Origin of the sequence: Ligilactobacillus saerimneri (genome assembly GCF_036689625.1) — a bacterium.
GTDB classification, from domain to species: Bacteria; Bacillota; Bacilli; order Lactobacillales; family Lactobacillaceae; genus Ligilactobacillus; species Ligilactobacillus saerimneri.
In genome coordinates, this window is the sequence record NZ_CP144759.1 from 978,779 (window position 1) to 999,970 (window position 21,192).

A 21,192-nucleotide genomic window follows, 5' to 3' on the forward strand; every position below is an offset into this window, starting at 1 on the left:
TCGTGTTTTCTAATAACACTACTATCCCCGCTCTTTATTTGTTATTTATTCTGTGGCAGAAGCAACCTTGTATCTCTAGCAGTCATTGCCAAGAGAAGGCCACCAGTCACAACAATATTCAAAATGAAACTTCCGCCGTTAACAACCAGCGAATAAAGAATTGGTCCTAAGCCCCATTGAACGTACGAACCCCAGAAAATAATTCCAGCAATAAAGTGGACAAAGTATTTAAGAAAAACTGCTGTTACTACTGCGGCTAGCAACAATATTCGTTCTTTTTTCCGTTCGCCTGCCTGGATTGCGCGTTGCACGGCAGGCGTATAGAGTCCAGCCAACCCAACTAGTAAGTTGGCTACCGGATATTCTAATAATCCTTGCCAGATATTGAGAATATAGGCATGCCCACTAACAATTATCAGTAGTCCCCATAACAAACCAGCTAAGAGTCCCATGCGCACTCCCCGCCGCACACTATATAAGACCAAAGGAATTAGGCCTAAAGACAAGTCGCCCCATTCCACGTTGGGAATAACAACCGACAATAAGGTTGCCAACGCGGCAAATAGGGCGCCTTCAACTAAAATTTTCGTTTTTTCTGTCATGATAATGCCTCCTTTGCTATTTGCTTATGAATCCTAAGCAACACAAAGAAAGACATTCCGCAATGTCCATCACCACATCCCTACGCTCGTCTTAACGAATCAGGTTCAAAGGGTCAGAATTTCTTCACTCTCAGCATAACGCTCCCCCTGTGTTTGCTTGATATTCACTTTTATCATGAACAAATATTATTATACCCATTTTTCAAGGAAAGTTAAAACCCGTTTACGGTATTCCCGGGGCTGTTCATAGTATGCCATTGCATGCCCTGCATTTTTGACAATCCAAAGTTGCTTAGGTGCATTGGCTGCAGCATAATTTTCATACCCCATTTTAGTGGGAACAAAATGGTCGTTTTCCCCATGGATAATAAAAATTGGCAAATGATTCTTGTGCAGTTGCTTGGTAACACTGGCATCATTAAAGTCAAACCCAGCCTTAATCCGCGCAACACCCCGAGCAAGCGTCAATAATGGCTCCTGGGGCACGTGGAATTGATCTTTAAGTTGGGTTGCCAATTCATCGTGGACACTGGCATAGCCACAGTCAGCAACCACTGCCTTGACTTGGGCGGGAAGTTTTTCCCCACTCGTCATCATTACCGTGGCCGCCCCCATGCTGACACCAAAAAGCGCAATCCTTGCTTTAGTCCCCTGGTGCCGAACAATCCGGTGACACCACTTAACATAATCCAAGCGATCTAACCAACCGAAAGTAACATAATGACCACCACTGCGTCCGGATCCCCGATCATCTGGAGCTAAAACGTTGTAGCCTGCTTCGTGAAACATCCGGATGTAGCTTGCCATCCTACTTGCATTTTCGTGGTAACCATGGGCAACGATGACTGTCTTATTAGTTTTATGTACCGCGGGAACGTAAGTCGCTACCAAAGGCACCGCCTTTCCCACTGCTTGTTGGTGCCAAGTTTCCTTGTGCACCCGGCGGAGCCAGCGCTGGTCAGCTGTTAAGCGTCGCACTTTCTTCTTGGCCATCGTAGTCGCTGGTTCGCCACGCCCAAACCCATAGTCCACAAGGTAATTAGCCGCCCCTGCTAGGCCCCCAACAACTAAAATGAACGTTCCTATCCAAACTAGTTTATGTTTGTGCTTGTTTTTCATCATAATCTCTTTCACATCCTGCGTTTATAAGATCGGTGATAGCAACCGCGAGAATTCCTGCTTAAATTTGCGCCACCGCGACTGTTTAGCAAAATATTCGGGGGTTAAAAGCACCGCTTGTTCCTGATCTTTTTCAAAGATTGTTTTCAATTGGTGGGCAAACTGTTCCCCATATAAAAAGGCGTTAGCTTCGAAGTTCAGCTTAAAACTCCGGAAGTCCAAGTTTGCCGACCCCACTGATGCCACCTGGTCGTCTACTACCACTGTTTTTGCATGCAAAAAACCGTGGTGATACTTGTACACTTTGATCCCTAAATCTGTTAGGTGCTTAGCATAATATTCAGTTGCTCGGTAAACAAACGGATGATCCGGAAAAGCCGGAATCATAATTCGCACCTCAACGCCTGACATTTGAGCCACCATCAACGCTTCAATAATCGCATCATCGGGAATCAAATATGGCGTTTGAATGTAAATATATTTACGGGCATTGTTAATCATCTTGAAATAACCAAGCTTAATCGCTTCTTTCTCACTATCTGGACCTGAAGAAACAATCTGCATGCTGGTGTGTCCAACGTTGCTGATCAGAGGGAAATATTGGTCCTGATAACTAACTTGCTGGTTATGGCGGGTATTTTTTACCGTTGCATTCCAGTCCATCAAAAACCGTGACTGTAACGCAATGACTGCATTTCCCTGTACCCGCAGGTGTGTATCCCGCCAATAACCAAATTTAGGCTTGCGCCCTAGATATTGATCACCAATGTTAAACCCACCGATATAACCAATCCGCCCGTCAATTACCACAATTTTTCTGTGGTCCCGGTAGTTGAGCCGGGGACTATGTATTGGGGCTTTCTTAGTTCCAAAAAACGGTTCAGCCCGTCCGCCTAGTGCTTCCAGGCGCTTAAAAAATTGGTGCGTAGTCCCCCGTGATCCAAAACTGTCATATATCACCCGGACTTCTACTCCGCGCCGTGCCACTTCTTCTAGGGCAGCGCGGACCTGATTGCCAATTTGATCATTATAAAATGTGTAATACTCAATGTGGACATGGTTTTGCGCATGGCGAATATCGTCTAAGAGGACCTTAAATTTTTCTGTCCCATCCGTTAAGATTTCGACATAGTTGTGTTCTGTCAGGATCGCTTGGTCAATATCTAAAAAAAGGCGGGGTAATTCCATATTACCCGCAGATATTTTTTCTCCAGCAAAGATCAGCCGGTTTTTTTCCCATTGTTCCTTTTGGATCTCTGCTAGCTGGTTAATCCCTAAGCGTTCTTGTTCTTTTAAATCAAAAATTTTACTACTGTTGATTCCTTTACCAACAAGCAAATACAAGATGAACCCTACACCAGGTAGCAAAATTAAGACCAGCAACCACGCCCAGATTACTGCAATATCTTTTTTCTCCCAAAAAACAGTTACGACTGCCCCGCCCGTGTTGATAACAAGCAACGCTAGGAGAATATAGCCTATCATACTATGCATCGTTTTTCCCTACCTTCTCAACAAAAAGCGAGTGGAAAATAGCCTTTATAGCAAGCCATTAAGCTAAACTAGGACGATGATTAGCACAATCATCCGTCCGCAACTACTAGACTTGTAGTTATTTTTCCACGTTATCTGAGAAACATTAGTAAATAAAGACTGAGGCTGGTGAGAAAACAATATTGTTTTCTCCCAGCCTCTTTACTCCTTTAAGAACGTTTAAACCATGAGAACATTTTACTAAAGAATCCCTGGTTTTCTTCAACTTTTATGTTCAAAAGCGGAACCGTTTCACCTTCTAAACGGCGTGCAATGTTCCGATAGCCTTTACCAGCAATATTGTTTTCATCTAAAACAATTGGTTGCCCTTCATTTGATGAGGAAATGACCTGATCATCGTCAAAAATAATTCCGATCAGTTGAATAGATAATTGCCGTGTCACTTCGTCAACATCCATCATTTGTCCATCGTTAACCATATGTCTTCTAATACGGTTGATCACTAACATCGGAGCCCGGTCAAGATCTTGTTGTTCCAAAAGACCAACTACCCGATCGGCATCCCGGACCGAAGCAATTTCTGGGTTAGTAACCACAATCGCCTCATCGGCCCCAGCTACTGCATTCATAAAGCCCTGTTCAATCCCTGCTGGGCAATCTAATAAGACGTAGTCAAATTCCTCTTTGAGTTGGTCAACGATCGCTTTAGCCTGATCAGGACGGAGAGAACTCTTGTCTGTATTTTGAGCTGCCGCAATTAAAAACAACTTATCGTTGAACCGTTTATCCTTGATCAAGGCCTGTTGTAACCGGGCCCGCCCTTCAGCAACGTCAACAATATTGTAAATAATACGGTTATCTAACCCCAAAATCACATCTAGGTTACGCAAACCAATATCTAAGTCAACTAAACAAACTTTTTTCCCTAACAGGGCTAGGGCCGTCCCAAGATTTGCTGTGGTCGTTGTTTTACCAACGCCACCTTTCCCAGAAGTAATAACAATCGCTTTTCCCATCTTTAGAAACCTCCTGCTTTCACAAATAATTTAGGACGTAAAGTCATCAAGGTATGGACATCGGTTGACTCAAGATTGTGCAAATCACTGACATAAACAACTTTATCCAGTGGTTCGTCCGCCGGGCGGTCAGCCACGATCGTGACTACATCCCCGATCCGGACTTGTTGGGCAGTATTCAAATCACCGACGATTACTGCTCGTGTGTTATCTTCATAACCAGCATGAACAATTCCTTGTACTTCACCTAGAACATAAATATTACCTGTCGCCTGTAAGATGCCCCCCTGGTGAACACTCCCAAAGAACAAGACATCGCCTTTGATCGTGACCACCTGACCATTGCGAACCACCCGCCCAACACGGTGGGTACTACGCTGGTTCATCAAGTCTAAAGCAACATCGGTCCGAATTACATCCGCAGTAATCCGGTGAATGGAAAATCCTTCGAACCGACTAACAATTTTCTCAATCTCTTTCTTTTCTTCTGCCGTTAAAAGACGCATCCCTGTCGTAATGTCAAACGCAGTCTGTTTTTGATTAGCATTATTCATCCGGAGTTCTTTTAATAACTTCTCCAATTCACTGGTAATTTCAGCAAAACTTACCCGTGAATCTAAAATAATTTCGAATCCTTCTTTATGACCTTTTAATGTTACGGCTTGCATCCTGGCACTTCCTTATCACATTTTTTCGAAAAGACTTTTAAGTGGAATAAATAAGATAACAAACATTGCTAGGTTATATGCCAAGGTTGGCCCCAATGTTCGTGCAATGAACGTTGTTAGACCAGCATCTGTAAATCCAATCAAAGAATTAACAAGGTAGAAAAGCAAAGTCAATAACGTTACATCAATTAGATAAATTAATAGTACCACAATAAAAGAGCCTGTGAAAAATTGATATGTCTTTTGGGTCAAATAAACCACCAAGGGCAACAGGATTACAAAGATTCCTAAGATCCCTGTGTAATAGAGGTCAAAGAAAAAGCCGGCGATCCCTGCCCACAAGAGAATGTGTTCTGCTTGACTGTAACATACTGCCATGATGAGCCACAAAAGCAGTAAGCGACTTTCAATCGCAACTGCTGGCGTAAACATCTCTGGTGCAAATGCTTGGGTGATTGTTCCATCAAGAAAAAGGGCGATGAACAAGCCGAGCGGAAAGAGGTACTTTATCCGTGAACTATGCATATCCCCGATCAATCCTTTCTCAATGTCACAGTAACCATACTTAAATCAGAGAAATCTGCCGCTGGATCAATATAAATTTTTGTTGGTAAACCGGCATCCCCATTTTTCACCTTAGCTACTGTACCAACTAATAAGCCCTTAGGTGTTGTTCCACCTAGTCCAGAAGTTACTACTTTAGTACCTTTCTTCACTTTATCTTTGGAAGTGATTTGCCCCATGATTAATTGGTTGGTATCATCATCAAAATCTGTGATCAACCCATTGATAATAGTTCCCGACTTAGCAGCTACCTGGACTGGGAAACGGTTGGATGAGTCGTTCTTAGTGGAAAGCAACTCTACCTTACTGTTGGACTTATTGACCTCAGTCACCCGTCCAATTAAGCCTCGATCAGAGAGTACAGCAGAACCTTTGACCACGCCAGCCAAAGACCCCTTACTGATGACAATTTGGTTTTGCCAAGTTGAAGGTGCCCGTGAAATTGTATAAGCATTAATCTTACTAAATTCTGTCAAACTCTTATTTAACTTCAGTTGTTTCTTGAGGTCGGCATTTTCCTGACGCAAAGTTGCATTGGTTGCCTTTTCTGCCGCCACACTATCCACTTGCTTTTTGAGCTGTTGATTCTCATGATATGTGTTCAACAAGTCCGCAGTACTTGCTCCGGCGCTCCTAACTGCCTTGACCGGATAGCCTACCACCCGATCGACCAATCCAGCAGCATCATTGCCAAAATTCTGAATGAAAGTCGGGGTATTGCGGTTATTCCGCACCATAATTGAGAAGGCAATCAGTAAAAAACTAACGATTAACCCCACCAGGGTGATCACGAGCTTCTTATTCAAGAAATACTTTTGCATTTTTATCCTCCAATAAATAACAAAGCCGTACCAGTTGCTTATTGGGCAGTCTGACCATCCTCCACCCCATCTGATACGACTTTGTTAGTCAAAATTTATTTCTTTTTCATAACGTCAATGCTCTTGAGTGATTCACCAGTCCCGATAGCTACACAGTCCAGTGGTTCAGATGCAACAAACACCGGCACTTTAGTAGCGTCAGAAATAACTTCTGGTAAGTGGCGTAACTGTGCACCCCCACCAGTCAAGACAATCCCGTGATCGATAACATCGGCCGCAATTTCAGGAGATGTTTCTTCAAGTGTTTCCTTGATAGCAGTGATGATTTCCTGGATAACTTCTTGGATAGCTTCCGCTACATCAACGGCTGGAATTTCGATCGTCTTTGGCAAGCCAGTAACTAAGTCCCGACCCCGAATTGTTTGATCATCCAGGTCTTTAGCAGCTTCAACAGATGCAGAAGCAATATCCATCTTGAGCTGTTCTGCTGTTCTTTCCCCAATCAAGAGGTTGTACTTTTGACGTACATAATAGATGATTGCATCATCCAGCTTGTCCCCTGCCAAACGAATGGAACGGCTTGATACAATCCCCCCTAAGGAAATAGTAGCAACATCAGTGGTCCCACCACCAATATCAACAACCATGCTCCCAGTTGGATCCATAACTGGCAAACCAGCCCCGATAGCAGCTGCAAATGGTTCTTCGATAACATATGCATCACGAGCTCCTGCCACTCGAGTCGCATCGATAACGGCCCGCTTTTCAACTTCGGTAACCCCACTTGGGACACAAACCATCACATATGGCTTGTTAGACCGCTTACCCATTGCTTTTTCAATGTAGTACTTCATCATTGCCACTGTTGTATCGTAGTCGGCAATAACCCCGTCCTTCATAGGACGGATAGCTACGATGCTAGCTGGTGTCCGACCGATCATATCACGGGCTTCAGACCCAACTGATACGATTTCACCTGTCTTAGTATTTTTGGCAACAACTGATGGTTCCCGTAAAACAATACCCTTACCTTCAGCATAAACAATCGTATTGGCTGTTCCTAAGTCAATCCCGATGTTATTACTTCTAATTCCAAACACTATCTTTCATCCCTTCATATTAGCAATTGCTTTTTTACGAATATTATTACCTAAAGTCATAATTAGGTATTAGAATACGCGTTTTTGGCTTATAAAAACAAATTTAGTGTAAATCTTAACAAATAATTTAGGAGTATTCTTCGACCACAACGTTGACAGCTTGCGGTTTGCCACGGCGTCCCTCAACTGTCACGTAGGAGACCTTAGCGCCCACTTGTAGCGTCCGCAAGCCCGGGGTTTTAATCCCAGTAAAGTGCACAAAAATATCATCTCCCCGTAAATCAGGTGTGATATAACCATAGCCCTTAGCGCTATCAAAAAAGTGAACTGTTCCTGTTAACATAGCCGTCTCCTTAAATAATGTTTTACTAACAAATTATAACACACCCTTTTTTACGTTGGTATATCAACTTTTTGGTAGCGTTTTATCTAATTTGCAGTTGTTTTTACCGTTGATCCCGAACATTCATATAATCTATCTTTTAAACCCACTTATCCTGTGTTTTTACTTGCTTGGAAAAGACGTTGGGTACCAAGTTTATCAGCTAGTACCAAAATCAATGCTAGGTGTCATCATTTGCTCCTATGCCAAATCGATACTCTCCTGCTAGTCAGCATACTTCAAAGCTGGCAGAACATTATATTCCCGTAAACTAAGATACTTTCCATCCCCAATAATCAGGTGATCAATCAGGTTGATCCCTAACAGTTGCCCACACTGTGCCAAACGTTGTGACATCTGAATATCGCTTTGTGATGGGGTGGGATCTCCACTGGGATGATTGTGGGCGATAATGAAGCCGGCCGCTGCATACTTTACTGCCAAATGCATGATCTCGCGCGGATGCCCGTTGGCAGAATTGATAGTGCCGCGTGAAATCTCTTTTTCTGCGATAATTTCGTTTTTAGTATTGAGATACAATCCTAATAAAACTTCCTGCTGTAAGCTCTGCATCTTTGGTAGCAGGTATTGTCCGGCCGTCTTACTAGAACACATTTGCCCTAACGTTAGTTTTCGTGTTGTTAATAAGCGTCGCTTTAACTCTAATGGTGCAGCAAGCTGTAAGTAATCTTCCTGTAACCAGTTGCGTAACTCGTGCAGTGTACATGTTTCCAACCCACGTAAGGAACAAACATCCGTCATAATTGCTGTGGCGCTTTGATTAGCCCGTTTAACATCTTGCTTAGGCAAAAGCAACAGCACTAACAATTCTTGATCTGACAATGATTCAATTCCCAGTGTTTTTACTTTTCTTTGAAGATAGCCCCGATTAATCTGATCTGTAATTGCCAAAAAAATCCCTCCCCTAACTATCTACGTTAAAGGAAGGATTTTTGATCTAATTAGCGATAAAATCACGCACAGCAACTAAGTCATCCAGGACTGCGACAGTTGCTTTCTGCGTTGCTGGCGTTGGGGGCAGAACGTCTGGCACCATGATGACAGGAATTTGCGCTGCATTAGCTGCCTTGATGCCATTCACAGAGTCTTCAATAATCAGTGTCTGTTGCCGGTCTGGCTGCCCGCCAATTTCCCAGGCTTTCAAAAAGATATCGGGCGCTGGTTTGGCTTGCTGGACATCATCAGCCGTAATAAAGGCATCAAACCGCTCATAAACTCCCAGCTTACCCAGCATGCGTTTGACGTTACTCAGTTCACTACTTGATCCCAATACAAAGGGGATGTTATGTTCCATTAGGTAGTCAGTCAAAGTCAAAAAACCCGGCTTGAGTTCCAGGTGCCCTTGGTCAACTAAATCACCTACCCGATCAATCGACCCCCAGACAAGGTCATGGGCCAACTGGTCGCTGTGGTAGTCATGGGCGATGATTTTTACCATCCGTTCGTTTCCGCCACCGATGAACTGCCGGTAGTATTCCCGCGTAATCCCAGGCACACCCATTGCTTGGGCCTGCTCAACTAGGGCTGTATAATACAAGTTTTCGGAATCAATCACGACTCCATCCATATCAAAAATTACTAACTTAGTCTCCATTACTCTCTCCATGTATGAATTTTTTCCGTACATCCGCAATAAAATACAAAGATCCCGTCACTAACAGGATATCATTTCCCCTTAACCGTGCAAGCAAAGACTGTAACGCCGTCTGCCAAACAGGTTCAACATGAACTTGCGGAATGTGGTCTTTGATTACCTGCAAGTTGGCCAAAGGACGTGGCCCAGCAAAACTCGTAACTGTGATCTCAATATCAGGAATGGCTAACAATTCTTCCAGCACTTTAAGTGGTTGCTTATCAGCTAAAATCGCTACCAAGACATGCACCTTTCGCCCAGGAAATTTGGTCACCAGAAGCTTTTTTATTTCGTGCATTGCCGCTTGGTTGTGAGCCCCATCCAAAACAACTACGGGCTGGTCGTGAACTTTTTCAAACCGTCCCGGCCAGGTTGTTGCTTGCAAACCAGTATATAAATCCTGCCCACTCCAGGCCACCTCGCTTTGCCTCAAAATACGCATTACCTGTAAGGCAATAGCCGCATTAGTCACCTGGTATGCTCCTGCCAACTGGATATTCCAAGTAGCGACATCCCCTAAGTTTGGGTTAAGGGTAAATCGCTCTCCCCAAGTATGCAGTGGTGTGGTTACCTGGGCACTAAAATCACGCCCATAAATGGACAATGGTGCTTCTAGTTGCTGGGCTCGCTTGGTCACCACTGCCAAAGCTGTAGCTGGCAGGTGCCCAACCACTACGGGACATTGGGCCTTAATAATTCCCGCTTTTTGCTCAGCGATTGCTTCTAATGTGTTACCGAGGATCCGCATGTGATCCAGGGCAACCGTTGTAATCACCGCCATTACAGGCTGGTCAATAATATTAGTTGAATCATAGGTCCCCCCGATTCCCACTTCAACAACAGCATAGTCTACATTTTGTTGCGCAAAATAAATAAACATGATGGCAGTGGTAATTTCAAATTCAGTTGGACTCTTTCCCAGTTGGTCCATCACTTTTACTTGCGCAGCAACTTTCCCTGTAATAGCCGCTAAATCAACATCCAAAATCGGTGCTTGATTAATTGTAAAACGATCATTGTACCGCACAATGTACGGTGAGGTAAACAAACCAACCTTATACCCACAGGCTTGAAGCATCCGCGCAACATAAGCACTTGTCGACCCCTTACCATTGGTCCCAGTAATATGGATAATTTTCAATGTCTTCTGGGGATCGCCCAAACGCGCCATCAATTCTCTCATCCGGGCCAAAATGGGTGTCTTTTTGAGCCGGGGACGGCCATGGATAAAAGCCAGCGCTTCCTGATAATTCATGATTTCACCTTCCGCCATCTTTTGGTTAAAAGAGCCCTTAACGTCTTAGGTCTCTTTTACCGACTATATAAGATGATACCACAACTAGTATTACAGCCACACTGATCATCCCTACCATGGTAATTACCAGTCCTATCCCGCTTAGGGTATGCCCATGAATAACAAAATGCATTCCCAGATAAGTTTGCAAGTGGTTGCGAGCTGCGGAACGCAAATGATCATCAAAAGTTGCTTGCAAAAATAATTCCCGCAAAGCTGCGGCCTCATAGCTGCTAGGAAAGATTTTGACTAAAGCCTGAATATGTGACGACAAGGCTCCTAAAGGCATATAGGTTGCAACAATAAAACCAGCTCCGGCCCCAATGATAGCCTCAACTCGACTGTAAGTTACTTCTGACCGGATCGGCAAGATAATCAGGGCATTAACCAAAGTAGCCACCACCGCCCCGAGTAACAGGTAGCCTACTGCTGGCAGGTAGGCACTGCTAGGAATGGTGACTTTATCAACGATGGTAAAATAAATCCCCATCGCAAGCCCGGTAACCACCTGCATGACAAAACTTATCGCAGTTGCGGCTAAAATATAAGCTCCGTACATCCTAATCCTAGTAATATCTGTTAACCAAAGATCAATTGTCGCTTGGCTGGCCCGATCACGGACCAATTGTCCTAGAACCTGAAATGAAGTCGTAATCCCCGCAACAGTGATGATGCCCGCCATCATCCACAGGTCCAGGATTGTCATAATACTAGGTGTACCAGACCAAGTGGCCGCTAAATTACGCTGCAAGAAACCAATAAAGATAAAAAAGGCGATCAACGCCCCGAGGCATGACATAATCACACTAACGGCATTTGCAAAGTATAGTTTAATATTCCGCCACCATAAAAATCGCATTAGCACAACTCCTTTCCTGTAATCGCAATAAAGGCTTCATTCAGTGAACCATTTTGATATTAGCTTGACTATCCTGTAAGATCCAAGTTGTAGTAAATGCGTACATCACAAAAAGTATATACGTCAGCCAGTTTTTCCTCCCCCTATCCTGGTGGTGGGTAATTAACACGCCCCCGATAATCATCACCAAGTTGCTTAATTTAAGCGGGATACAGATTATCATCAAGAGGATAAAACCCATTATATGTACGAGGTCAAACCTGATCTTGCTAACATAAGCCAAAACAAGTACTTCGATCAGTAACGTCGAAAGCATCCCCAAAATATAATTCCCCATATAAATCACCTTATATACCTAATTACCATTCATTGTAAAAAAAAGAGCAGGAAATGTTGCAACACTTCCTGCTCTTATTAAGCCTTAGTTAATAAATTTTAAACGCTATCTCACTACTTGGCTGCTTGTAATTCTGCAATCCGCTTGGTAGTAACAGCTAATTTTTCTTGGTAGCCGGCTAATTTTTCTTTTTCTTTAGCTACAATTGCTTCAGGCGCGTTAGCAACAAATTTTTCATTGCCTAACTTCTTAGTGCCCCGGGCGACTTCGCTCTCTAACTTAGTAACTTCCTTTTGCAACCGGGCAATTTCTTCGTCTAAGTCAATTAGGTCAGCTAATGGCAGATATAATTCTGCCCCGGTAATCACTGATGTCATAGCCAAAGTTGGTGCTGTCACTTCTGGACTGATGACCAGCTTCTTTGGATGGCAGAAACGTTGGATGTATTCTTGGTTACTTTCCAAAATTTCCTTAGTGGCTGGTGCAGTCGTCTTAATTAAAATATCAATAGCTGATGACATTGGCGCATTAACTTCTGCCCGGTTGTTCCGGACCGCTTTGATTAATTCGATCAAGTTTTCCATTTGTTCTTCAGCATCGCGGTCGATTACTGCTTCGTCAACAGTTGGATAAGTTGCTGTCACAAGGGTTTCCCCTTCGTGAGGCATTGTTAACCAAATCTTTTCGGTTACAAATGGCATGATTGGGTGAAGCAGGCGTAAGATCTTGTCCAAGACATAGCACAAAATTTGTTGGGTGTTCTTCTTAGCCTGGGCATCATCACCGTTTAAGTCTTCCTTGGCCATTTCAATGTACCAATCACAGAAGTCATTCCAAATGAAGTTGTACAGTGCTCGGTCAGTTTCCCCAAATTCGAACTTGTCAAAGAAGTAGTTAACATCCTTGATCGTGTCATTCAAACGAGAAATGATCCACTTATCAGCCAGTTTCCATTCTGCTTGTGGTGGTAAAACAGGCTGAGTATCGTCATCAAGATTCATGATAACAAACCGACTAGCATTCCAGATCTTGTTGATGAAGTTCCAAGCTGCATCCATCTTAGTATATGAGAAGCGAATGTCTTGGCCTGGAGTTGAACCGTTAGTCAAGAACCACCGCAATGCATCGGCTCCATACTTGTCGATAACATCCATTGGGTCAATCCCGTTCCCCAAGGATTTACTCATTTTACGTCCTTGTTCGTCCCGAATCAAACCGTGCAACAGAACATCTTTGAACGGACGCTTACCAGTAAATTCCAGACTTTGGAAAATCATCCGGGAAACCCAGAAGAAGATAATATCATAGCCTGTTACCAGCGTATTGGTTGGGAAGTAACGCTTAAAATCTTCTGCGTCAGTATCAGGCCAGCCCATCGTGGAGAATGGCCATAAAGCACTGGAGAACCATGTATCGAGGACATCTGTTTCTTGTTCCCAATTTTCACTGTCAGCTGGGGCTTCCATACCTACATAGACTTCCCCAGTTTTCTTGTGGTACCAGGCTGGAATTTGGTGACCCCACCATAATTGCCGTGAAATAACCCAATCATGAACATTTTCCATCCATTGGGTAAATGTGTGCTCAAAGCGACTTGGTTGGAAGTGGACCTTATCTTCAGTTTCTTGGTTCTTTAATGCCATTTCTGCCAATGGTTTCATCTTAACAAACCATTGCGTTGATAGTCGCGCTTCCACTTGAACCCCGGTCCGTTCGGAGTGCCCCACTGAGTGCACGATTGGTTCTACCCGCAACATGTACCCTTGGTCCTCTAAGTCAGCAACGATTGCCTTCCGGGCTTCAAACCGGTCCATGCCTTCATACTTACCCGCGTTGGCATTCATAGTTGCATCTTCATTCATCGTGTTGATCCGTTCCAGGTTGTGGCGGTTTCCAACTTGGAAGTCGTTAGGGTCGTGGGCAGGAGTAATCTTCACCATCCCAGTCCCAAATTCAGGATCAACATATTGGTCAGCGATGATTGGAATGTGGCGTCCTTGCAGAGGCAGGATTACTTCTTTACCAACTAAATCCTTGTAGCGTTCATCACTCGGATTAACCGCAACGGCCACATCCCCCATCATTGTTTCAGGACGAGTAGTTGCAATTTCGATATAGTCCTTGCCATCAAAGGTTGTCCCATCAGCAAATGGATATTTGACGTGGTAGAATGCACCTTTGTCATCCTTGTGAATAACTTCAATGTCGGATAAAGCTGTACGGGCTTTAGGATCCCAGTTAATAATGTATTCGCCCCGGTAGATCAGGCCTTTTTCATATAAACTAACAAAGACTTTCCGTACCGCTTTGTTCAAACCCTCGTCCAAAGTGAAGCGTTCCCGGTCATAGTCCAAAGACAAACCAAGCTTGGCCCATTGTTGGTGGATAATATCAGCGTATTCATCCTTCCATTCCCATACCTTGTCAACAAACTTCTCCCGTCCTAAGTCATAACGGGAAATTCCTTGTTCAGCTAACCGTGCTTCCACTTTAGCTTGTGTGGCGATCCCAGCATGGTCCATCCCTGGTAACCATAAAGTATCGTATCCTTGCATCCGCTTTTGCCGGATCAGCATATCTTGCAAGGTTGTGTCCCATGCATGACCTAAGTGTAACTTCCCCGTAACATTTGGTGGTGGAATAACAATTGAATATGGCTTAGCTTTCTTGTTGTTATTTGGTTTGAAAAATCCCTTTTTTACCCACGTTTCATAACGACCAGGTTCAACCTGTTTGGGATCATATTTAGTTGACATTGCGATTTCTCGTGTCATCTGCATCCTTCCTTTCTTTAATAGCGGGCACTAAAAAAGCACCATCGTCCAAGCATAGGACGACAGTGCCGTGGTACCACCTAATTTGGGCTTTTAACCCCTCTCAAATACTAGTTAACGGACGTAAACCGGTCTGCCTTACTCTCGTCATTCAGGTAGACAGCTCACAAGCTACAACTAACAGCGTTCTTGAAGCTTTACACCAACCAGCTTCTCTCTAAAAAGCACCACTATTAGTCCTCTTGCTCAGCGCTTATAGAGGTATTTTAGCGTTTTACCCATAGAGCGTCAAGGTGTTTATAGCAATTCTGCAAAAGCCTGTTCGTTTTGGTTGAGGAATTCATCCCCTACCTTGATTTCAGTAATCTTAATTCCAGCTAAAGCCCGCTCCATGAGTCCATCTACGTCAAGCCGTTCCTCATATTCCTTAGCCTTATCAATCCGAGGCTTCGTCTTTGGCGATGGCGGCGCAAAAATTGTACAGCAATCTTCAAATGGCATAATTGAAAGGTCGAAAGTATCAATCTTTTGCGCGATGTCAATGATTTCTGTTTTGTCCATCGAAACAACTGGTCGAATTACTGGCATCGTGGTTACTTCATTGATAGCAGCCATACTCTCCATTGTCTGTGATGCTACTTGTCCCAAGGCTTCACCGTTGAAAATAGCCAGTCCGTCCCGCTTTTGCGCCAAAGCGGCCGTCAACCGTAACATGAACCGGCGTTGTACAGTCATTAGGTATCCGGATGGTACATCATGTTTGACTGTTTCTTGGATTTCAGTGAATGGCACTTGGATAAATTTGATTCGACCAGAATACTTGGCTAGCCGTGCTGTCAATTCCTTGGCCTTATTCAAAGCCTGCTCACTTGTATATGGAGGACTGAAGAAGTGGACCATTTCAATATCGACCCCACGCTTCAATGCTAAATAACTAGCAACCGGTGAATCAATCCCCCCTGAAAGCATCATCATCCCTTTTCCAGCGGTTCCAACTGGCATACCACCAGCACCCTTGATTTTTTCGTGGCTCAAGAAAATCCCGTTGGTCCGAACTTCAACTCGCAAAGTAACATCCGGGTCCTTCATCTTTACCTTGATCCCAGGAATGTTTTCCAAAACATAACTTCCGATCAAATCATTTAACTCGTTGGTATCATACTTAAAATCATGATCTGACCGCCGTGTATTAACCTTGAAAGTCATTCCTGGATGGAACATTTCTTTAATGAGTGCCACTGCGGTAGCTTGAACCTTATCTAGTTCCCGTTCTACTTTGATTGAAGGTGAGAAGTTTTGAATACCAAAGACATCCCGCAAACGACTGATAACTTTATCTGAATCTTCGCCGTTTAACTGGATGTGCATCCGGTCCCGGTTAGCTTTGATATCTAATTTTTTAAAGTCGTGCAAAGTATGGCGTACATTGGTCCCCAACCGGTCGATAAAACTACGGCGGTTCTTTCCTTTTGTCGATAATTCGCCATAGCGAACCATAATCTCAGTATATTGCATTCCTGATCCCCTTTCGGACAATTTTATGAGTTAATTGCTTTAAATTTTTCGTACAGTGTATCAAAAACTTTAATAAACTCTTCTGCTTCGGCCATAGTATTGTGTTCATCTAGTGAAATACGCACAGCTGAAGTAGCAATTTTTTCATCGATCCCCATGTTGTGCAAGGTCCCTGAAACCATGTGCTTCTTGGAGGAACATGCACTCGTCGTAGAGATGAAAATATCCTGGTCTTCAAAGGCATGAACGATGGTCTCGCCCCGGACCCCTTTAATGGCAAAGCAAAGAATATGGGGCGCCGAAATCTTCTCATCCATTGGGGAGAAGACCGTCACCTTTTCTTTTTGGACAACATGGTCGTAAATTCGTTGTCGGATAGCGCGTTGTTGGGTAACTTTAGCTTCCTCATCAGTCAAAAGCAAGCGCAAAGCTTTCGCCATGCCTGCAATAGCAGGTAAGTTTTCCGTCCCACTCCGCATGCCTTTTTCTTGGCCGCCACCACTCATCAATGGTGCTAACGTCCGCCCCGTTTTTTTGTAGATAAAACCAATACCCCGAGGAGCATGGAACTTATGGCCTGAAAAAGTCAACATGTCAACGCGGTCATTAGTTAATAGGTTTTCAATCCCCTTACCGATTGCTTGGACGGCATCCAAATGGAAATGAATCCGGGGATAATCCCGTAAGATCCGCGCCACTTCATTGATCGGTTCAACTGTTCCTACTTCGTTGTTGACTGCCATCATTGATACAAGAATCGTATCCGGCCGGATTGCCCGTGCAACATCCTGCGGATCAATCCGCCCGTTCTTATCAACCGGAAGGTAGGTTACTTCAAAGCCTAATTTTTCCAGCTGCGCCATCGAATTCAACACTGCTGGGTGCTCAATACTAGTCGTAATAATATGCTTGCCATAGTATTGTTTTTCTAGGGCAGTTCCTTTAATAATCCAATTATCGCCTTCAGTCCCACCACTCGTGAAGAAAATCTCATGGGGTGCAACGCCCAGTAAAGTTGCAATCTGCTTACGTGATTGTTCTAGTAAGCCATAGGCTACTTCCCCTAACTTATGCAGGGAAGAAGGATTCCCCCAAATCTGTTGACTCACCTTCGTATATGTCGTTAAGACTTCTGGTGCGACTTTGGTTGTAGCACTGTTGTCAAAGTAAATCATTATCTTATCCTTCTTATCTAGTTATTAGTCATTTCATCACTTTACTACATTATTAAGCCATTCTCAACTATTTACCCCCCTGAAACAAGCAAATTCAGTTTGTCTAAAGGTTTGCTAACGAAAGGATTTTTACTTATTCATAAATAGGTACCAAAAAGAGGCTGGGAAAAAACTCCTAGTCCAAAATAAAAACCGGATGATGAATTTTTTGAACAATTCATCATCCGGTTTTTATGTACACAGGAAATCGTTCCTGATATGATGTAATTACCCCTAAAAACAACCAAAGGGAGCGATTTTCATGTATCAAAATTATACCATAGGGCAAACCGAATTCGTACTAAACTATAACTATGATTTACCACGGAATCATGTTGCACGATTAATTAGTGATTTTGTCGACTCGATTCCACAAGATGTGCTATTAGAAGATTCGGGAGCGGCTACTGGTCGCCCTTCATCACATCCAGCAATTATGCTTAAGATTCTCTTGTTTGCCTACTCACGTCAAACTTATTCTGGAAGAAAGATTGAAATGATGTTGGATGAGAACTTGCCAATGCGTTGGTTAGCCCATGATTATACTTATAGCTACCATACCATCAATAACTTTCGACGCAGTCAGCACGCTAGTAAGCTAATTAAACATGCCTTTGTCTACTTTACCATGGCTTTGAAAGATCACGGACTAATTCAAAATGATGCAGTTTTTATCGATGGGACCAAGGTGGAAGCCGATGCCAATAAATATTCATTTACTTGGCGGCGGACGGTTGAAAAGTATCACGCTAAGTTAAGAGAAAAGACGAGTAAGCTTTATGAGGAACTAGTAGAAAAACAAGTGGTGCAAGAAATGGCACCCGAGCTGGTTACTTCTGCCGAAGGCATGGAAGTAATGGAACAAGAACTTGCGGAGAAAATCACTAAGTTAGATGAAGAGATTAAGCAAGAACCAAAAATCATCAAAGGTGGTTCAGTTAGAAAACGGCGCCGTCGTTTTCTAAAAAAACTTCGCCATCAATTAAGCAACGACCTAATTCCGCGTGCCAAAAAGTATGAACGTGCCGAAGATATCTTCCAAGGTCGTAATAGCTATTCCAAGACTGATCATGATGCGACTTTTATGTGTATGAAGGAAGATCCGATGATGAATCGGGAGTTAAAGCCCGGCTATAACCTGCAAATCGCTACACATAAGCAATTTGTCCTTGATTACGGGCTCTTTTCAAATCCAACTGACACCAGGACCTTAGTGCCATTCCTTACACAGTTTCATGCTTTAGATTTCTTTAAGCATATCGTTGCCGATGCCGGTTATGGTAGTGAGTACAATTACACAATGATTCTTGATCAGTTTGAAAAGCAGCCTGTTATTCCATACACAACTTATCAAAAGGAACAGAAACATAAATTTAAAAACGATCCAACTAAATCACAAAATTGGCAGTATAATGCCGAAGATGATTACTACATCGATCATTTAGGAGTTCGCTTTAGCTTTTATCGGTATAGTAGGCGAACCGATAAATATGGTTTCGAACGTGATTTCAAACTCTATCGAGCGGATAAGCACCAACTGTCAGAACAATTGGATGAGTTGGCAAAAACACCAAGTGGTCGGCAACGCTATATGCAGGTTAACCTAACGTGGAATTATTACAAGGCTAAAGTAAAAGCAACCCTCTCAAGTGACGAAGGCAAGGCAATTTATCGTCGACGAAAGTTCGACGTTGAGCCAGTCTTTGGTCACATGAAGAGGGATTTTGGCATACGCCGAACTCATCTACGCGGACAACGGGCTGTGGAAAATGACATTGGGCTAGCCTTGATGGCATTAAATCTAACGAAATTTGGTCAATCAATTAGTCGATTGGCGACTAATTTTATAAATAATTTAAAATCCGGACTACGATTTTTGAATCGATCAAAAATAGTAGTCCGGATTTTACTGTTAGAGAACCAAGAATTAATAGTTAATTCCCAGCCCCACTAATAAACCTACTATTTTTGTCTAGCGCCGATCAGCAACTTGACGTTGGTATTCGTCCGATAAGCGCTTGAATACCCCTGGCTCTACTTTATCAACGGCATGTGAAATTGCATCTAAGGCCCCAACATAGTCATATTCTTGATTGAACAATCGCAATGCTTCTTGGTAGGCCGCATCGACTTCAGGATACCTATTTTTATACCGGTTAGAGTATTGCATTAACCGTTCGACCAAAACTGAACTGTCAATAATGTCTTCTGTTTTACTCTTTAAAACATCCAGATCTGACTGGGTATTTAGCATTGCTTTGGTAATTTCTTCCATGTTAATTCGCTGCTCGTTGAGACTGTTATCCAGGGCAACGATTTCGTCACTAACATACAGGAAATAGTCCGTATACTCAGCTGAGACTCCGGGCAGGTTCAAGCGTTCAATGGCACGACGTAACTTGTGAATTTCAACATCAAATTCGGCCACTGCATCTTGGGCTTCTTTTTCTTCTTTCCACAATCCTGCCACGCTAGTTTGAATTTTCTTTTGTTCACTCTCAATCCGTTCTAGCGATGAAAACATTTGTTCATGTTGGGCTAAAACCTCAGTATAGACCACGTTTTCTTCTTCATCCCGATCCCGATATGCACTAAACTGCTGCTGAATTTGCCGAATTTCTCGTCCCAACCGGTGGGCATTTTCTAATTCGTTATTGTTCAATTCGTAATTTTGTTGCAACCGTTCCAAATCAGCCAATAAATCTTTTTGATGTTGTTCTGCATGGGTAATAAACCGTTGCAATTCCTCAGCCCGATTTTGAACTTTAATTTGAGCAGTGTATTCTTTAGACATCAGCTCATACAGCCGGTCAATCATGTCTGCGATCCGCTTGTCAGTCGCCTCTGCTTCTTTAATCTGCAATTGGGTCAAGTTGGTCATGTTTTCTTTACAATCTTTTTGGATATCAGCCAACATCTGTTCCACATTAGAAGTAAAACCGTAATGCTCAGCTGTCATCTTTTGGTAACCAGCAGCTAACTCATCCAACTGCTGTGGAAATACAGTCTTAAGATCGTTATATAAAGGCGGAATGCTCTCCAAACAAGCTTCCATTTCACTGGTATTCTTTTCCAATTGCTTCATTGGTTTTTCCGATTTAACGAAATCACCACTCGCCGTTAGCTTGGAATACTGTTCGAATTCATCTTCTAGATTGGCCAAGTTTTCTTCTAATTTATCAATTGCAGGACCATAAGAGAAATTCTTCGCCAATAACTGTTTGCGGATTGCTTGATACTTCTTCTTGAGGGTTAAAATCAAACGTTGCTGATCTTCCGTATTCTTTTGAATATCTACAAGTTCTTTTTTAATAGCAGCAAACTGTTCATCCGCATCAGCCAAACTCTGGTCAACTTGACCAAGATTCTTTTTCGCAGCGATTAATTGATAAGCTGCAATGTGTTGACTAGCCGTATTTAAATTTTCAGATATTTCCGGCAATTGGCGGTTCATCAAGTACCGATATGATTTGTCAATCTTGTTGAATTGTGTCAGACTGTCCCCTGTCAAATTGAGCCGCTTTAAATTATTAAAATCATCACTCAATTCAGTATCTGTCAGCTCTAGCACTGCAGCGTGCTTTTCTGCCACCAATTTCGTATATTTTTTTTGTAAATATAATATTCCTAAGTAGATCCCCACCGCAGCGAGCACCACTACCACGAAAAAAGCAACCATAACTTGATCCCGTCCTTTACACATAACATATAAACATTAACAATTATATCATACCGAACTCATAGAAACAGCACTAATACGGAAGCACTTCCATTATATC

19 protein-coding genes, 1 riboswitch and 1 other annotated feature are annotated in these 21,192 nt (G+C 43.1%); of the genes, 1 reads left to right on the forward strand and 18 read right to left on the reverse strand.

Annotated features, from left to right (window positions below):
- Positions 1 to 41 precede the first annotated feature (41 nt).
- The 17 genes from thiT to V3C97_RS04795 all read right to left on the reverse strand — a co-directional run bounded on the left by thiT (position 42) and on the right by V3C97_RS04795 (position 17,374).
- Entirely contained in the window at positions 42 to 602 is a 561-nt protein-coding gene (thiT, locus tag V3C97_RS04715; RefSeq protein ID WP_278838552.1) for an energy-coupled thiamine transporter ThiT, read from the reverse strand.
- A 60-nt stretch (positions 603 to 662) separates the two neighbouring features.
- Positions 663 to 760, reverse strand: a riboswitch (TPP riboswitch).
- 31 nt (positions 761 to 791) lie between these two features.
- Complete coding sequence (locus V3C97_RS04720; RefSeq protein WP_338433885.1) at positions 792 to 1,724, reverse strand: alpha/beta hydrolase; 933 nt, start codon at positions 1,722 to 1,724, stop codon at positions 792 to 794.
- Positions 1,725 to 1,745: 21 nt separating this feature from the next.
- Positions 1,746 to 3,215: a cardiolipin synthase gene (cls, locus tag V3C97_RS04725; protein WP_009553680.1), complete on the reverse strand. Its 1,470-nt coding sequence runs from the start codon at positions 3,213 to 3,215 to the stop codon at positions 1,746 to 1,748.
- Positions 3,216 to 3,424: 209 nt separating this feature from the next.
- Positions 3,425 to 4,231: a septum site-determining protein MinD gene (gene minD, locus V3C97_RS04730; protein ID WP_009553682.1), complete on the reverse strand. Its 807-nt coding sequence runs from the start codon at positions 4,229 to 4,231 to the stop codon at positions 3,425 to 3,427.
- Positions 4,232 to 4,233: 2 nt separating this feature from the next.
- On the reverse strand, positions 4,234 to 4,899 hold the full coding sequence (locus V3C97_RS04735; RefSeq protein WP_009553684.1) for a septum site-determining protein MinC: 666 nt from the start codon (positions 4,897 to 4,899) through the stop codon (positions 4,234 to 4,236).
- Between the two features lie 15 nt (positions 4,900 to 4,914).
- Positions 4,915 to 5,424, reverse strand: a complete 510-nt coding sequence (gene mreD / locus V3C97_RS04740; protein ID WP_027826408.1) for a rod shape-determining protein MreD — start codon at positions 5,422 to 5,424, stop codon at positions 4,915 to 4,917.
- Between the two features lie 8 nt (positions 5,425 to 5,432).
- Positions 5,433 to 6,284: a rod shape-determining protein MreC gene (gene mreC, locus V3C97_RS04745; RefSeq protein WP_278838405.1), complete on the reverse strand. Its 852-nt coding sequence runs from the start codon at positions 6,282 to 6,284 to the stop codon at positions 5,433 to 5,435.
- Between the two features lie 95 nt (positions 6,285 to 6,379).
- Entirely contained in the window at positions 6,380 to 7,384 is a 1,005-nt protein-coding gene (locus V3C97_RS04750) for a rod shape-determining protein (protein ID WP_009553691.1), read from the reverse strand.
- A 127-nt stretch (positions 7,385 to 7,511) separates the two neighbouring features.
- Positions 7,512 to 7,727: a cold shock domain-containing protein gene (locus V3C97_RS04755; protein WP_338433886.1), complete on the reverse strand. Its 216-nt coding sequence runs from the start codon at positions 7,725 to 7,727 to the stop codon at positions 7,512 to 7,514.
- 264 nt (positions 7,728 to 7,991) lie between these two features.
- The gene (radC, locus tag V3C97_RS04760; RefSeq protein ID WP_338433887.1) at positions 7,992 to 8,678 is read right to left on the reverse strand and encodes a RadC family protein; all 687 of its coding nucleotides are present in this window, start codon (positions 8,676 to 8,678) and stop codon (positions 7,992 to 7,994) included.
- A 46-nt stretch (positions 8,679 to 8,724) separates the two neighbouring features.
- On the reverse strand, positions 8,725 to 9,381 hold the full coding sequence (locus tag V3C97_RS04765) for an HAD family hydrolase (RefSeq protein WP_009553697.1): 657 nt from the start codon (positions 9,379 to 9,381) through the stop codon (positions 8,725 to 8,727).
- A complete protein-coding gene (locus V3C97_RS04770) occupies positions 9,371 to 10,675 on the reverse strand; it encodes a folylpolyglutamate synthase/dihydrofolate synthase family protein (protein WP_338433888.1) in 1,305 nt (434 codons plus the stop codon). Before V3C97_RS04770 ends, V3C97_RS04765 begins: the two co-directional genes overlap by 11 nt.
- Positions 10,676 to 10,712: 37 nt before the next feature.
- Positions 10,713 to 11,573, reverse strand: coding sequence for an ABC transporter permease (locus V3C97_RS04775; protein WP_338433889.1), 861 nt, complete (start codon positions 11,571 to 11,573; stop codon positions 10,713 to 10,715).
- 40 nt (positions 11,574 to 11,613) lie between these two features.
- Complete coding sequence (locus tag V3C97_RS04780) at positions 11,614 to 11,910, reverse strand: hypothetical protein (RefSeq protein WP_338433890.1); 297 nt, start codon at positions 11,908 to 11,910, stop codon at positions 11,614 to 11,616.
- Positions 11,911 to 12,023: 113 nt separating this feature from the next.
- On the reverse strand, positions 12,024 to 14,684 hold the full coding sequence (locus tag V3C97_RS04785; protein ID WP_338433891.1) for a valine--tRNA ligase: 2,661 nt from the start codon (positions 14,682 to 14,684) through the stop codon (positions 12,024 to 12,026).
- Positions 14,685 to 14,736: 52 nt separating this feature from the next.
- Positions 14,737 to 14,943 (reverse strand) — a binding site (T-box leader).
- 38 nt (positions 14,944 to 14,981) lie between these two features.
- Entirely contained in the window at positions 14,982 to 16,199 is a 1,218-nt protein-coding gene (thiI, locus tag V3C97_RS04790; RefSeq protein ID WP_009553713.1) for a tRNA uracil 4-sulfurtransferase ThiI, read from the reverse strand.
- A gap of 23 nt (positions 16,200 to 16,222) precedes the next feature.
- Complete coding sequence (locus V3C97_RS04795) at positions 16,223 to 17,374, reverse strand: cysteine desulfurase family protein (protein WP_009553715.1); 1,152 nt, start codon at positions 17,372 to 17,374, stop codon at positions 16,223 to 16,225.
- Positions 17,375 to 17,675: 301 nt separating this feature from the next.
- On the opposite strand from V3C97_RS04795, the gene V3C97_RS04800 reads away from it, so the two are divergent.
- Positions 17,676 to 19,367, forward strand: a complete 1,692-nt coding sequence (locus V3C97_RS04800; RefSeq protein WP_231794510.1) for an IS1182 family transposase — start codon at positions 17,676 to 17,678, stop codon at positions 19,365 to 19,367.
- An 18-nt stretch (positions 19,368 to 19,385) separates the two neighbouring features.
- Here V3C97_RS04800 and ezrA read toward each other — a convergent pair whose 3' ends face one another.
- Positions 19,386 to 21,092 (reverse strand): septation ring formation regulator EzrA, encoded by a 1,707-nt coding sequence (ezrA, locus tag V3C97_RS04805; RefSeq protein WP_338433892.1) that lies wholly within the window; start codon positions 21,090 to 21,092, stop codon positions 19,386 to 19,388.
- Positions 21,093 to 21,192: the final 100 nt, after the last annotated feature.